The organism is Acidobacteriaceae bacterium (genome assembly GCA_035944135.1).
In the GTDB taxonomy this organism is placed as follows: Bacteria; Acidobacteriota; Terriglobia; order Terriglobales; family Acidobacteriaceae; genus Granulicella.
In genome coordinates this window covers 609,999-622,851 of the sequence record DASZBM010000001.1, presented here as the reverse complement: position 1 = coordinate 622,851, position 12,853 = coordinate 609,999, and the positions used below count along the sequence as shown (strand labels likewise).

Annotated in this window: 15 protein-coding genes; 5 read left to right on the top strand and 10 right to left on the bottom strand. The window is 61.7% G+C overall.

The window, feature by feature from the left end; all coding sequences use genetic code 11:
* Positions 1-55 precede the first annotated feature (55 nt).
* Together VGU25_02455 and lpxI are read right to left on the bottom strand one after the other, a co-directional pair.
* Positions 56-607 (bottom strand): peroxiredoxin, encoded by a 552-nt coding sequence (locus VGU25_02455; protein ID HEV2576050.1) that lies wholly within the window; start codon positions 605-607, stop codon positions 56-58.
* 107 nt (positions 608-714) lie between these two features.
* The gene (lpxI, locus tag VGU25_02450; GenBank protein HEV2576049.1) at positions 715-1,593 is read right to left on the bottom strand and encodes a UDP-2,3-diacylglucosamine diphosphatase LpxI; all 879 of its coding nucleotides are present in this window, start codon (positions 1,591-1,593) and stop codon (positions 715-717) included.
* 55 nt (positions 1,594-1,648) lie between these two features.
* Between lpxI and VGU25_02445 the strand changes: the two genes are divergently transcribed.
* Positions 1,649-2,755 carry an alpha/beta hydrolase fold domain-containing protein gene (locus tag VGU25_02445; protein HEV2576048.1) on the top strand — a complete coding sequence of 369 codons (1,107 nt, stop codon included), beginning with the start codon at positions 1,649-1,651 and terminating at the stop codon, positions 2,753-2,755.
* 19 nt (positions 2,756-2,774) lie between these two features.
* On the opposite strand, the gene VGU25_02440 is transcribed toward VGU25_02445, so the two are convergent.
* Genes VGU25_02440 through VGU25_02410 form a run of 7 tightly spaced genes read right to left on the bottom strand, consistent with a single transcriptional unit; the run spans position 2,775 to position 9,252 of the window.
* Positions 2,775-3,908 carry a glycoside hydrolase family 5 protein gene (locus VGU25_02440; protein HEV2576047.1) on the bottom strand — a complete coding sequence of 378 codons (1,134 nt, stop codon included), beginning with the start codon at positions 3,906-3,908 and terminating at the stop codon, positions 2,775-2,777.
* Positions 3,909-3,947: 39 nt separating this feature from the next.
* Positions 3,948-5,072, bottom strand: coding sequence for a Gfo/Idh/MocA family oxidoreductase (locus tag VGU25_02435; GenBank protein ID HEV2576046.1), 1,125 nt, complete (start codon positions 5,070-5,072; stop codon positions 3,948-3,950).
* Positions 5,073-5,116: 44 nt separating this feature from the next.
* Positions 5,117-6,193, bottom strand: coding sequence for an alpha/beta fold hydrolase (locus VGU25_02430; GenBank protein ID HEV2576045.1), 1,077 nt, complete (start codon positions 6,191-6,193; stop codon positions 5,117-5,119).
* Positions 6,194-6,204: 11 nt separating this feature from the next.
* On the bottom strand, positions 6,205-6,990 hold the full coding sequence (gene lpxA, locus VGU25_02425; GenBank protein ID HEV2576044.1) for an acyl-ACP--UDP-N-acetylglucosamine O-acyltransferase: 786 nt from the start codon (positions 6,988-6,990) through the stop codon (positions 6,205-6,207).
* 3 nt (positions 6,991-6,993) lie between these two features.
* Positions 6,994-7,527, bottom strand: coding sequence for a 3-hydroxyacyl-ACP dehydratase FabZ (fabZ, locus tag VGU25_02420; GenBank protein HEV2576043.1), 534 nt, complete (start codon positions 7,525-7,527; stop codon positions 6,994-6,996).
* A gap of 44 nt (positions 7,528-7,571) precedes the next feature.
* Complete coding sequence (locus VGU25_02415; GenBank protein ID HEV2576042.1) at positions 7,572-8,423, bottom strand: hypothetical protein; 852 nt, start codon at positions 8,421-8,423, stop codon at positions 7,572-7,574.
* 28 nt (positions 8,424-8,451) lie between these two features.
* Positions 8,452-9,252, bottom strand: a complete 801-nt coding sequence (locus VGU25_02410; GenBank protein ID HEV2576041.1) for an SDR family oxidoreductase — start codon at positions 9,250-9,252, stop codon at positions 8,452-8,454.
* A gap of 124 nt (positions 9,253-9,376) precedes the next feature.
* On the opposite strand from VGU25_02410, the gene VGU25_02405 reads away from it, so the two are divergent.
* Together VGU25_02405 and VGU25_02400 are read left to right on the top strand one after the other, a co-directional pair.
* The gene (locus VGU25_02405; GenBank protein ID HEV2576040.1) at positions 9,377-9,775 is read left to right on the top strand and encodes a DoxX family protein; all 399 of its coding nucleotides are present in this window, start codon (positions 9,377-9,379) and stop codon (positions 9,773-9,775) included.
* A 69-nt stretch (positions 9,776-9,844) separates the two neighbouring features.
* Entirely contained in the window at positions 9,845-10,243 is a 399-nt protein-coding gene (locus VGU25_02400; protein ID HEV2576039.1) for a DoxX family protein, read from the top strand.
* Here the strand turns inward: VGU25_02400 and VGU25_02395 are convergent, their stop codons facing one another.
* On the bottom strand, positions 10,244-10,657 hold the full coding sequence (locus VGU25_02395; protein ID HEV2576038.1) for an MmcQ/YjbR family DNA-binding protein: 414 nt from the start codon (positions 10,655-10,657) through the stop codon (positions 10,244-10,246). It abuts the gene before it with no gap.
* A 145-nt stretch (positions 10,658-10,802) separates the two neighbouring features.
* Here VGU25_02395 and tyrS point away from each other — a divergent pair, with 145 nt between their 5' ends.
* On the top strand, positions 10,803-12,092 hold the full coding sequence (tyrS, locus tag VGU25_02390) for a tyrosine--tRNA ligase (GenBank protein ID HEV2576037.1): 1,290 nt from the start codon (positions 10,803-10,805) through the stop codon (positions 12,090-12,092).
* A gap of 1 nt (position 12,093) precedes the next feature.
* On the top strand, positions 12,094-12,822 hold the full coding sequence (locus tag VGU25_02385) for a YoaK family protein (protein HEV2576036.1): 729 nt from the start codon (positions 12,094-12,096) through the stop codon (positions 12,820-12,822).
* The last annotated feature ends 31 nt before the right edge of the window (positions 12,823-12,853 follow it).

The window sequence follows — 12,853 nt, the reverse complement described above, 5'->3', positions numbered from 1 at the left end:
GAGAGCCGGGCGTTTTTGCGTCTATAGACAATCAATAGTGAAGAAAGGCGGTGGGCTACTTGCCACCCGCCTGGATGGCAGCGAGGACCTCTGCGGAGTGGTTGGGGATGTCCTTGACCTCCCACTCCTTGACGATCTTGCCGTCCGGAGAGATGAGGAAGGTGTCGCGCAGGGCGATGGTCATAGGCCCGGCGGGTGTGGTGACCGTCTTCACCGGCACGCCGTACTGATCGACGACCTTGTGCTCGGGGTCGGCGAGCATCTTGAACGAGAAGCCGTCCTTGGTGCACCAGGTCTTATGGCTCTCCACCGTGTCCATCGAGACGCCGAGTACGACGGCGTTGAGAGCCTCATACTTGGGCAGGTCGCGCTGGAAGTTGTGAGCTTCCATCGAGCAGCCCGAGGTCTGGTCCTTGGGATAGAAGTAGAGGACGACCCACTTGCCCTTGTAATCGGCGAGCGAAATCGGCTGGTTCTCCTGGTTTGGCAGGGTGAAGTTTGGTGCGCTGGAGCCGACCGGGGCGAGGTCGGCGGCGAAGGCGGGCGCGATCGGAAGCAGGCAGGCGGCGAGGGTGAGTGCGGCCGTGCGGAATCTCGGTGCGAGCATGAGGCGGTCTCCTGTGGGCGCGTAGATGAGGGGCCGGGCACCCGTGCAGAACATCTTACGCCGTTGATGCGAGCGAAATTGTCATGCATATGTAACGACCGCGCAGCTCACCGCGCCGGAATTTCTTCAGCGACGACTGCGATTCCAGCTGCTGTCGCGGCCGCAATCATTGCCTCGCGGTCGAAGAGCAAGGTGCGCCCCGCTTCCACGCACAGGCAGGTTGCGCCGGCGCGGTGCATCGTCTCGATCGTAGGAACGCCAACGACGGGCACATCGAAGCGAAGATCCTGGTCAGGCTTCGCGACCTTGACCACGGTGAGGCGCCGCGCGAGCGTTGTCTCGGGGTCAGTAGGATCGTCATCGGCGTGAAGCGTCCGCATGAGTTCGCCCGCGCGCAGGATCGCCGCGTCCGTGCCCTCCATTGCTTCCACGGCGACGCACGCCCGCGCCGCGATGACGACGGTCTGTCCGAGGTCAAAGCCGGCGATGCCGCGCGCCACGGAAAGCCCATAGTCAATGTCCGCGCGCTCGTTCTCATCAGGTGCACGCGAGGTCAGAATGCCGACGGGCGCGAGCAGCGGCTCCAAAAATGCAGTGGACGAGATAAGGTGAATGCCTTCGTCGTCGAGCACTTTCGCGACCGCGCCGAGCAGCATGTCCGTATTGCGCGTGCGCAGGTTGAGCAGCAGCTTGGCCAGCCGCCAGTCGGGCCGGATCGACGAGAAGATTTGCTTGTGCTTCACCTGACCCGCCATCACGGCGCGCGTGACGCCCTCGCGCTGAAAGGTTTCGATCAGCCGGGAAAGCTCGCCCAGCGAGAGCCAGTGGACCGTGATATTCGCGTCCGCAGCGGCGCGGTCGTTCATCTCGGACGACGTCTCTTCCTTGATGGCGGCGACGACCACGCGGAGATTGTGTGCCCGTGCGGCGTCGAGGAGCAAGAACGGGAAGCGGCCGTTGCCGGCGATGAGGCCGAGGGTGTCCATCCGTTCCTCACTCTAAAGCATCGTGAACTCATCGGCAGCAGCGAGGTGCTCTGGTATGGTGGACGCTTCCGACGATGGAGGTTTGCTGATGCTGCGCGTTGCGTGTCTCGCCTGTGTTTATCTGCTATCTTCGGTCGCCTTGGCGCAGCAGCCCACAGGGCAACCGACCACCGCAGCAGAGGCTGCCAGCCGCGACTCCAGCTACATCGATGCCAACGGAACGGCGCACATCACGCGCGTGATTCCCGTGCCGCAGGACCTGAGCCCGCAGGCACGGGCGTTCATCAGCCATCAGCTTCCGGATAATGCTCCGGAGCGGCCCCTCGCCGAGCGCCGAAAGGGACTGGATGCCTGGGAGGTCCGCTCGCGCGCGGAGTGGAGCAAAATCTGTCCGAACCAGATTGAGGAAACGAGGATTGCCGGAGTTCCGGTCCATGTAGTGACCCCCGAGAACATGCCTGCGAGCAATCGCGACAAAGTACTGATCAACCTGCACGGCGGCGGCTTCAATGGCGACTCCGGCTCGTATACGGAGTCGATTCCGATCGCGAGCTATACCGGCATCAAGGTGGTCGCGGTGCTGTACCGGCTCGCTCCGGAGCATCCGTTTCCCGCGGGAGTGGACGACGCGATCGCCGTGTACAAGGATCTGCTGAAGACCTACAAGCCGGATCGCATCGTCGTCTATGGCACTTCTGCCGGGGCGACGCTGACCGCCGAGGTCGCGGTGAAACTGAGGCAGCTTGCGTTGCCCATGCCAGCGGCGCTTGGAATCTTCAGCACAGTAAGCGATTTTTCGGACTTGGGCGACTCCTATGCGATGTACACGCTGACCGGATTGGCGGGACACCTCGTGCCGCCTGAACGCGTTCCACACGATCCGTATTACGTCGGCTCTACCGATCTGAAGGACCCGGTGCTGTCACCGATCTACGCCGACCTGCACGGGCTGCCGCCGACGCTCTTCATTACAAGCGGTCGCGATGCCTTGCTGAGCAGCACGACGAACCTGCATCGAGCCTATCTGCGGGCAGGCGTCGATGCACGGCTGGCGGTCTTCGACGCGCTCCCGCATGCCTTCTGGTACCACCCCGAACTACCGGAGTCGATCGAGGCGAACCACATCATGGCCAACTTTTTCCTCGCGCATCTGCCGAATTAGTTGATGAGATGACGACTCGCTAAGGACGGATGGACTGGATAAGGGTGATCGTTTCGGGCGAGCGGACGTGCTTCCAGTCGAGTGTGAGGAGGCCGTACGTTTCAGGCTCGCCGAGCGTGCGGCTCCGGCCGGAGGACTCAGTAGCGTTGAGGGCCCACCAGCTTGTGTTGGCGATGTGATGCTCGTTGGCCCAGCGCGCGAACCATTTGAGCCATTCGCTGCCGTAGGCCTGGCAGGCGCTCATGGTGCAGTGGCCGAACTCGCCGACCCAGATGGGCAGAGGATGCTCGGCTCTTAGAAGCGGAGAGAACTCGCGGTCGAGGGCAGCCGCGGCTTCGTCGTAGCTCTTGTAAGTGTGGCCAATGGAGTAGGCGTGCGGTGAGATGACGACGCGGTCTGGAAGGCCAAGGTTGACCGGCAGGTTGGGGAAGGCGTCGAAGCGCGTGGAGTAGTGCGGGCCTTCGATGAAGATAAGCAGTTTGGGATTTGCCGAGAGAACGGCGTCGCCTCCGCGCTCTGCGGCGGCGTGCCAGTCCAGCTTTGGATCGGGACCACCCCAGGCGGCGCCGGCACGGAGCTCGTTGCGGAGGTCTGCGCCGATGACCCATGGGTTCTGCTTGTAGCGCTGCGCCATCAACTTCCAGTCGGCTAGCCAGGCGGATTCAGGGTAGCGAGCGTTGTACCAGAGGCCATTATCGTCGGTCTCGCTGCAGCACCAGTCCGCGTCGCTCATGTGGTCATCGAGGATGACCATGATGTGACGGCGAGTGAGCGCGGCGATGACAGCGTCCAGGATGTCGAGACTGTGTTTGCCGCGGAGCTGCGGATTCGCCGAGACCGCCGAGTCCGCGACGATGGGATTGCGCTCGATGGTTTCATTGGCCCACGGAAGGCGCACGGAGTTGAAGCCCATCTGCGCCACGAGGTCCGCAAGGCTGTTTAGTGACGCGTGGTCGAGGCCTCCGGCAACAAACTCCTTCTCGTCGAATCCATACCAGTTGACGGAGCGCAGTTGGACGGGACGATTGCGGCTGTCGAGGATCTGCGTGCCGCTGGTGTGGAGCGGCGGCGTGATGCTTGTCTGTGCGAAGACACAGGGAGTTGAGGCGAGCAGGGCTGCGACGACAAAGGCGAGCTTCGATAGCAGGGTCACTTTAGCGGAAACTCCGTAGAGGTCATGGTTGAGGCATGTTCAGTGAGCGCGGGTTTCGTGTGCAAGGCGGATGGTACGGCCTGTCTGCGCCGACTGGCGTGCCGCGTCGAGGATGCGCACGACCGTGACATTGGTGTCGAGCGAGGTGAGGTCGCTGTGCGGCTGCAATGTGCCATTGAGAACGGCAGCGAGGTAATCGAGCGAGTTGTCCAACGGCGCGGCCAGCGGCGGTGCAGTCGCGGTGTGATCGGTAGCGTCGTGTTCCAGGCGAAGGCGGATGGTGTTCCCGTGATCTTTGTCCAGGTAGACAGTGTCGACGTAGCCCTTTGCGCCGTAGACCTGCATGTCCTTGACGTTGAACGGCCAGTTCCATGAGCCCTGAATGATGGCCTGCGCGTGCGGATAGGTGAGCAGGATAGTGCTGTCATCGTCGACGCGTGGATACATGTCAGGCTTGATGTGAAGCGTGATGGCCGTGACGGTGAGCGGAAGTTGACCATGCATGAACCATGTGGCGAGATCGACACCGTAGCAGCCGAAGTCGAAGAGTGCGCCGGCGCCGTTCTGTTGCGGGTCGGTGAGCCAGTTGAGGAATTCGGGTTGAACGCCAATTTCTTTCGGGCCGTTGTGGCCATCGCGGATGACGAGCTTGCGAAGGTCGCCGATCTGGCCGCTCGCGAGCGTGTTGTACGCGGCGGTATCGGAAGCGTACCAGGTGGTCTCGTAATTGGTGAGGACGGGCACTTGATAGCGCTCCGAGAGTTGCTGGATGACAAGCGCGTCGGCATAGGTGGTGGCGAGCGGCTTCTCGACCATCGCGGCGATGTGCAGCGGCGCGGCCTGTTGGATGGCGGCGAGATGTCCGGCAGTCGAGGTGTAGACCAGGATGGCCTGCGGATGCGTGGCCCGGAGCATCGCGGCCTCCGACGAAAAGAACAGGCTCGCGGGAAGATGCGTGCGCTGGATGTATCGCTCGCGAAGGGCGGCATCCGGCTCCGACACGCCGACAAGCGTGATGTTGAAATGCGATGGCAGGTCATGCAGGAAGCCGTCGACGTGTCCGTGGACAAGGCCGACGATGGCAACACGGATAGGCGCTGTCTGGGCAGAGGCGCTGAACACAGGCAGAAGCGCAAGAGCGAGGAGCACACGGATCGAGATCATTCGCAGGGTCCTGGAGGGGTTGATGGGAGTGGCTCGCGCACGCCTCATGGTTTGTCGGTGCATCCCGCTTCAAAGCACAGGTTCTGGCTGAAGAAGGGCATGACGTGATTTTGGAATCGATCCGCGACAGCGCTGGTATGCGTGCCGTGGTACAGCTCGAAGCTGTGCGTGATGCCGTAGGTATAGAGGACGTCATGCAGTTTCGCTGTGTCCGTGCGCAGATTGTCCTGGTCGCCTACGTCGATCGCAATCGCGCGGTACCGCTTCAGGTTGTCGATGTACTGATCGATAAAGACGAGTGGTGCATTCGCGGCCCACTTGGCTACAACGTCATCCTGGACCACGCCGTCCTTCACCGGCAGATCGAGGTACAGCGGCGGGTTCTTCGGGTCAGGTGACCACGCTGCGGCGCTGGCAAGCTGGGCGCGAGCGAAGAAGGGGAGCTTCGCAGAGTCCTCTGGCGTTTTAACCGCCGCGAGAGTTTTCTCCAGTACGGCATCGGCGTGCGCGGGGCGTGCCGAGAGGCAGCAGGGGCTCATGATGTAGAGGCTGCCGAACACGTCAGGGTGCTTCATGCCAATGCGTGTGGCGCCATATCCGCCCATCGAGTGACCGACGAGGCCGCGACTCATGCGGTCAGGAATCGTCCGGTAGTGCCCGTCAATGTAGGCGACCAGGTCGTGCGAGATGAATCGTTCGAAGTCGCCGGTCGTGATCGAGCTCGAGTACATGCAGCCGTTGTGCACAGTCTTGCAGTCGGGCTGAACGACGATCATCTCCCGCGCGCCCTGCGCAAAGGCGCCTTCAATCGTCTGCGGAACGTGGATCTCGTGCGTCCACTGCTCGGCGCCGATCGAGTACCCGTGCAGGGCATAGACGACCGGATACCGGCGGTGCTTGTCCTTCGCGTAGCTGGGTGGAAGGAAGACGAACACGTCGCGATCGACCGCGTCTCCTTCGAGATTGCCTTCAAGTGAAGCGCCGTGAACCTTGATGTGCTCGACTGTCACGGGTTTCGCGCCGGGCACAACCGCGGGGACCTCGGTTTGAACCTGCGCTGGAAGATGCGCAGCGAAGAGAGCGCTCGTCGCGAAGATCAGAAGAGCCAGACGTTTTCTCATGGCCCTCCAGCTTACTTGATGACGCCCCGCTCGCTCTTCGCGATGAAATCGACGAGGTAGGCGACCTTTTCGCCGAACTCACCGGACGTGATCTTCGCTTGGATGGCGGCGAGAGCCTCGCCGGTATTCAGCTTCGAGTGCTGCAGGATCCGGTAGGCGGCGCGGAGCTGCTTGAGCTCCTCACGCGTGAACCCTTTCCGCTCCAGCCCAACCTTGTTGATCCCGTACGCGTGATTGTTGCGCTCGATGGAGGTAAGCGAGTACGGCAGGACGTCCTGCGTGATCGTCGTGCCGCCGCCGATATACGCATAAGCCCCGATGGTGCAGTACTGATGCACCGGCCCCATGGCGCTGGTGGTGACGTAGTCTTCGATCGTGACATGCCCCGCAAGCGTGGTTCCGTTCGCGAGAATGCAGTGATTCCCAATCTGCGAGTCGTGGCCAATGTGCGTATACGCCATGATCAGGCAGCCGGAGCCGACGCGCGTTATGCCACCGCCGCCTTCCGTCCCCCGCGAAATAGTCACCGATTCGCGGATGACGGTATCCGCGCCGATCTCGCACGCGGTAGGCTCGCCCTTGTACTTCAGATCCTGGGGAGCAATGCCGACACATGCGAAGGAGAAGATGCGCACGCGGTCGCCAATCTTCGTGTGGCCATCGAGAACGACATGTGAAATGAGCTCGCAGTTTTCGCCGAGCACGACGTTCGCCCCGATCGTGCAGAAAGGGCCGACGGTGCACGACGCCGGAATGACCGCGCCTTCCGCGATGATCGAGCTGAGATGGATGGCCATGCGTTATTGAGGCGCCTGCGTCGTCGCCGGCTCAGCGTGCTTTTTCCTGCCCGGTCGCGGCACAAGCTGGCAGGTGATCGTCGCTTCGGCGGCGACCTTCCCGTCCACCGTGCAGACGCCCTGCATCTTCACGGCCCGCGAGCGCCAGTTCACGACCGTCACCTCAATGCGGAGCTGGTCGCCGGGCACGATTGCCTTGCGGAAGCGCGCCTCGTCGATGCCGGTGAAGACCATCAGCTTGTCTTCGCGGTCAGGGATCTCGGTCAGCAGCAGCGCGCCGCCGGCCTGCGCCATGGCCTCGATGGTCATCACGCCAGGCATGATCGGGTAGTCGGGAAAGTGCCCGGTGAACTGCGGCTCATTCGCCGTGACATTCTTGATCGCGACGATCCGCGTCTTGCGCTCCATCTCGATCACACGGTCGATGAGCAGAAACGGGTAGCGATGCGGAAGGATGGACATGATCTCAACGATGTCCATCGTGTGGTGAGGCGCTGGCTGGGGCTTGCCCTCGTTTGGTGTGGGGGAATCACTCATGGCGAGGGTCAGGATATCAAGTTCCAGCCTGCGGGGTTTCGAGGCTACTTCTTCGCACTCTTCGCAAGCGGCCGGTCCGGGTCCAGCAGATCCGGCGGGAAGTGCACGTTATAGTGCACCTCCTTCAGAAAGACCTCGCTTGTCATGTCTCCGTTATGCAGGCGGGTCAGCGTCAGCGGCGTCATCACGCCTTCGATCGGATGATAGTCGTTGTACTGCTGGACCTCGGTGTTGAAGTCCTTATACGTCGGGTCGCGCCACTGAAACGTCAGGCTGATCGGCAGGTGCGTGAACTCGTCCAGGTCGAGCGTGACACCGTCGTTCGTCGTCGTGAGAATCGACACCTTGTCAGCCACCTTGCGTTCGATCAACTCCGTGCCTTCGTAGGTGATGAGCACGCCCGGCTGCTTCAGCCAGTCAAGCATCACCTTATCCAGCGAGTGGTTCTCGTACAGAAAGAATTCGTTGATCTCCTTTTCGGGCAGCTCTTTTTTGCCCTTGTACGTGACCTCGTAGCCCTTGTCGGTGGTCCAGATGACCGCCACGTCGCGCTTCGTCGTCGGGATGAACACGCCCTGCTTTGACACGATTATGGTTCGTTCGCCGAACGGCTGCAGCCGCACGTAGCGCTCGAACTGCGTGACATACGGGTTGGCGCTCCCCTTGTAAAAGGTACCCGTCTGGCCGGTAGCCGAGTAGTCTGTGCGGTCCAGCCACGCCTGCCCGCCCAGCGCCTCCACCATCTTGTCGAGCAGCTTGCGCCCGGCCTGCGGGTCGCTCGTGTCCGGTGACGACTGCGCGCTCGGGATCGCGGAGGCCTGCGCGTGGGCCTGTGTCGATGCGACCCAGCAAAGTGTGAGAACGAAGAAAGCGAGCGTGCGATTGCGATTCATCATTGTTTTATCCGACCAGGACTACTCAGCTCTATCCAACTAGGACTGCTCCACCATTGATATTCCAGATCTCACCGGAGATGAAGCCGGCCCAACGCGTACACAAAAAGACGATGGGCCCGGCGATCTCCTCCGGTTCGGCCGCACGCCCGAGCGGAATAAGATCCAGCGCTTTCTTGGACGCGATTGGATCGCCGAGGGTTCCAGCCGACATCTCCGTCCGCACCCAGCCCGGCGCGATGCAGTTGCACAAAATCCCCCGGGGTGCGAGCTCCGACGACAGGCTCTTTGTCAGCGAAAGCAGCGCGCCCTTGCTGGACGCATAGTCGGCGTGGAAGGCCTCGCCGCGCTGGGCGGCCGTGGAGGCCACCAGGATGATATGGCCCCGGACCCCGTTCAAAGCCTGCTGCCCGAGCATCTGCGCCGTAGCCGACTTCACCAGCCCGAAGACGCTGTCGAGGTTGATCCCGAGCGTGCTCAACCACTGTTCGTCAGTCATCGCCTCGATAGCCTGATCATGGGCGGGCCACACGCCATGATTCACCACCAGGATGTCCAGCCGGCCGAAAACCGGAATCGAGGCACGAACGAGTGCCTGCCCGTCCTCGATCGTGGCAAGCTCCTGCTGGATCGCCCGGCAGAATTCTTCGCCACCGCACTCCGCGACGAGCGCGCGGGCACGTTCCTCAGCAGATCGGTAGCTGAAGATCACGCGCGCCCCGGCCTGCCTGAGCAAACGCACAGTCGCCGCGCCGATACCGCGCGACCCGCCGGTGACCAGCGCAACCTTCCCGGTCAGCGACAGATTGAGCCCCGATGCAGATGTTCCCATGTCGGCCAAACTATCGGTTTGCACGCGCACGTGCAACCACAAGCCGCAGCTGCAATATTTGTGCGATAGCCGACGAATCTCGCTATAGTGGCTAGCAACAAAGCACAGCCGGAAGGAGATGCCGATGCGATATGTCATTCTCGGCGCGCGCATCCTCGAGGGATTGATCTTCCTGATCTTCGGCCTCAATGGTCTGCTGCACTTCTACAATCCACCGCTGCCCACCGGCGATGCGCTCACCTGGTTCGGCATCATGGCCACGCATCACTGGATGAACTTCGTCGCGGTCGTGCAGTTGGTCGGCGCGATTCTACTGCTGGTGGGCCGGTTCGTCCCGCTGGGCCTGACGCTGCTGGCGCCAGTGATCGTCAACATCCTGCTCTATCACGCGCTGCTGTGGCCGCACGGGTACGCGCTCGGGATTCTGGCGCTGATACTTGAGCTGTTTCTCCTCGCGGTCTACTGGCGAAGCTTTGCGTCAGTGCTGCATCCGAATCCAGAAGCAAAGGCGCCTCAACTTTAGCGCCGGCCGCGCATCTCAGCAGAGTCCCGGGCCATGCTGTCAGATCTCGAACAGGAGCGTTGTGAACAGATGAAAGTGCTCGTACTTGTCTGCCGCATCTTGCTGGGCCTGGTTTTCGTCTTCTTTGGTTGCATGGGGCTGTTCATGCATCCGACCCTGCCGCCGCGCGGCACACCGCTGGGCGATCTCGTAAACATCTTCCACGAGGTCGGCTGGTCGCAGGTTGTGGCCGCGCTACAGGTGATCGGCGGTCTGCTGGTGTTGTTCGGCGGAACGGCGCCGTTCGGGCTTTGCATCCTCTGCCCGATTACGGTGAACATTCTTCTGTTCCATATCCTGTTCCACGCTGTTGCTCCGTCAATGATCATCGCCCCGATCGTTGTCACCATCCTCGAAATTGTGCTGCTGTACGCGTATCGCGGATCGTTCGCTAGTGTGTGGACCACGAAGGCGACGCCGACGCTTTAATCAGAGCGCGCGACGCTTCTTCAGCGGCTTCTGCGATTTCTTTGCCGGCGTGCTCAGGAGTGTGTCGCGAGTCCGCTTCGGCAGCCTCGCAAAGATGACTGCGTTCGCATCGCGGAGCTCTGCTTCCCACACGGCCGGCCGCAGGCAAGTCCAGTTGTCCGCGGCCACCCAGTGCGCCCGCGCAAGGTAGGGAGCAGGCTTCAATCCTTCCTGCTCTACCAGTTCCGCAAAGCGCTCCGGTGTTGAGGCGAACGAGATGACGCCATGCGCGTCCGCGGCAAGATTAAGGACCGCGAACATCTTGCCGCCTATGGATTTATCGCCCACCCAGAAGACAAGATTGTCGCCCCACTGCAGGGTCTCGGCCACGTGCGGCAGCGTGAGGAGAAACGCTCGGGCTCGCTCGGCATCCATGCGGAGGAGTATAGGTCGTGCCTCCTGACACCGCATGTCAGGAAACTGAACGGGACCGTCGCCTGCCTTGGCGTCCCTTTGCGCACCGTCGCGGCCTTGGCGTCAAAGCCTTTCCCCGCCCACCGCTCATATACTTTGAAGAAACATGTCTATCGAGAACCCCAAACCGCATCTCCACGTATTCGCGTCTGTCGACGAACAGCTTGACCTGATTACCAAGGGCGCGGCGGAGCTGATTCCTGCCACGAGCAGCGCAGCTGTCGATGCTCTGCGGACGCGGCTTGAAGAATCGCGCAAAACGGGGAAGCCGCTGCGGATCAAGGCAGGCTTCGACCCGACAGCACCGGACCTGCACCTCGGTCACACCGTACTGATGCGCAAACTGCACCACTTCCAGCAGCTAGGGCACACAGTGATCTTTCTCATTGGCGATTCGACGGCGCTTATCGGCGACCCGACGGGACGCAACGTCACGCGCAAGCCGCTCACGCGCGAAGAGATTCTTGTGAATGCACAGACGTATACCGAGCAGGTGTTCAGGATCCTCGACCCGGTAAAGACTGAAGTACGCTTCAACTCCGAGTGGCTGGACAAGCTGGGCTACTACGACATGGTGAAGCTGCTGGCGCAGTTCACCGTCTCGCAGATGCTCGAGCGCGAAGACTTTCATAAGCGCTTCCAGGAGGAACAGCCGATCTCGTTGCACGAGATGATTTACCCGATCGCGCAGGGCTATGACTCAGTCGCGCTGGAATGCGATGTCGAGCTGGGCGGAACAGACCAGAAGTTCAACCTGATGCGCGGCCGCGATCTGCAGCGCCACTTCGGCCAGAAGCCGCAGGTCATCCTGATGACGCCGATCCTGGAAGGCCTGGACGGCGTGCAGAAGATGTCGAAGTCGCTCAACAATGCGATCGGCATTCAGGAATCGCCGGCCGAGGTGTACGGCAAGCTGATGTCCATCTCCGATGAATTGATGTGGAAGTACTGGACGTTCTTGACGGACGTGCGGCAGTCGGAGATTGACACGATGCGCCAGCGCGTCAAGGACGGTGCGCTGCATCCCATGGACGTCAAGAAGCAGCTCGCGCTGACGATTACTGCGGGATTCCATGGTGTTCAGACAGCGGAGCAGGCTGCGCAGGGATGGTCGACGCAGTTTCAGCAGCGCGGCGTTGCCGAAGATCTACCGGAGGTACCGATCGCGGAAAGCGCGGAGGGCCTCATCGCCGACGGCATGGTTCGGCTGCCGAAGCTTCTGGTGCTCGCAGGATTGGCTGCGTCCTCCGGCGAGGCGCAGCGTAAGCTTGCGGAGAACGCCGTCTCGGTAAACGGAGAGAAGTTTGTTGAGCGCACGATCTCGCGCGAGGCGCTGGGAGACGCGCCAGTACTCCGTCTTGGTAAGCGGGCCGTGCGGGTGAAGTGGGAGATCTGACATGCCTCTGCGCCGCATGACCGCGCGAGAACGCACGGAGGCCGCGAACTGGCAGCTTGCGGCGCTGCTCGCCTTCAATGCAGGCGCGGTGGATGTGGTCGGATATCTGGGGCTGCGGCAGTTTACGTCGCATATGTCGGGCATTGTGGCGACGCTCGCGGCGGAGGCCGGCACAAAGGGGTACGCGATTCTGCTGCTGCGGCCAGCAGCGATCCTGGCATCCTTCATTGCGGGAGCGGCCTTCTGCGCCGTACTCGTGAACTGGGAGCGGAGGCGTGATCGCGAGAGCCTGTTTGCTGTCCCCGTGTTCCTTGAGGCTGTGCTGCTGGCGGTGATTCCGACTTTCGCCGGGGTTAATCATCTGTTCGCGACGTTGATGCTGATGGGATTCTGCATGGGCCTGCAGAACGCGATCATCACGAAGATCTCGCATAAGGAGATTCGCACGACGCACGTGACCGGCATGGTGACCGATGTTGGCATCGAACTGGGCAAACTGATCTACTGGAATCGCAGCTCAGGGCACGTTCCGGTGCTGGCGCATCGCCGGCGACTGGTGCAACTGTCGACACTGGTTCTGCTGTTTTTTGCAGGTGGAATTTTGAGTGCGCTGACGTTCCAGCGTGTGGGATTCCTGCTTCTGCTGCCGTTGGCGGCACTGCTGGCCGCACCGACCATGCTGCCGATTTTTTCGGACCTGAAGGCCCACAGGATGGTGGTCCGGGCCTGACGGGCGTCGAGCCGGTACGCTTTTCGTTTCG

Coding starts and splice junctions, on each gene's coding strand:
- VGU25_02385 (HEV2576036.1), top strand. CDS start 12,094: ATGCCTCTGCGCCGCATGACCGCGCGAGAACGCACGGAGGCCGCGAAC.
- VGU25_02445 (HEV2576048.1), top strand. CDS start 1,649: ATGGTGGACGCTTCCGACGATGGAGGTTTGCTGATGCTGCGCGTTGCG.
- lpxA (HEV2576044.1), bottom strand. CDS start 6,990: ATGGCCATCCATCTCAGCTCGATCATCGCGGAAGGCGCGGTCATTCCG.
- VGU25_02400 (HEV2576039.1), top strand. CDS start 9,845: ATGAAAGTGCTCGTACTTGTCTGCCGCATCTTGCTGGGCCTGGTTTTC.
- VGU25_02430 (HEV2576045.1), bottom strand. CDS start 6,193: ATGAGAAAACGTCTGGCTCTTCTGATCTTCGCGACGAGCGCTCTCTTC.
- VGU25_02455 (HEV2576050.1), bottom strand. CDS start 607: ATGCTCGCACCGAGATTCCGCACGGCCGCACTCACCCTCGCCGCCTGC.
- VGU25_02435 (HEV2576046.1), bottom strand. CDS start 5,072: ATGATCTCGATCCGTGTGCTCCTCGCTCTTGCGCTTCTGCCTGTGTTC.
- lpxI (HEV2576049.1), bottom strand. CDS start 1,593: ATGGACACCCTCGGCCTCATCGCCGGCAACGGCCGCTTCCCGTTCTTG.
- VGU25_02415 (HEV2576042.1), bottom strand. CDS start 8,423: ATGATGAATCGCAATCGCACGCTCGCTTTCTTCGTTCTCACACTTTGC.
- fabZ (HEV2576043.1), bottom strand. CDS start 7,527: ATGAGTGATTCCCCCACACCAAACGAGGGCAAGCCCCAGCCAGCGCCT.
- VGU25_02395 (HEV2576038.1), bottom strand. CDS start 10,657: ATGGATGCCGAGCGAGCCCGAGCGTTTCTCCTCACGCTGCCGCACGTG.
- VGU25_02405 (HEV2576040.1), top strand. CDS start 9,377: ATGCGATATGTCATTCTCGGCGCGCGCATCCTCGAGGGATTGATCTTC.
- VGU25_02410 (HEV2576041.1), bottom strand. CDS start 9,252: ATGGGAACATCTGCATCGGGGCTCAATCTGTCGCTGACCGGGAAGGTT.
- tyrS (HEV2576037.1), top strand. CDS start 10,803: ATGTCTATCGAGAACCCCAAACCGCATCTCCACGTATTCGCGTCTGTC.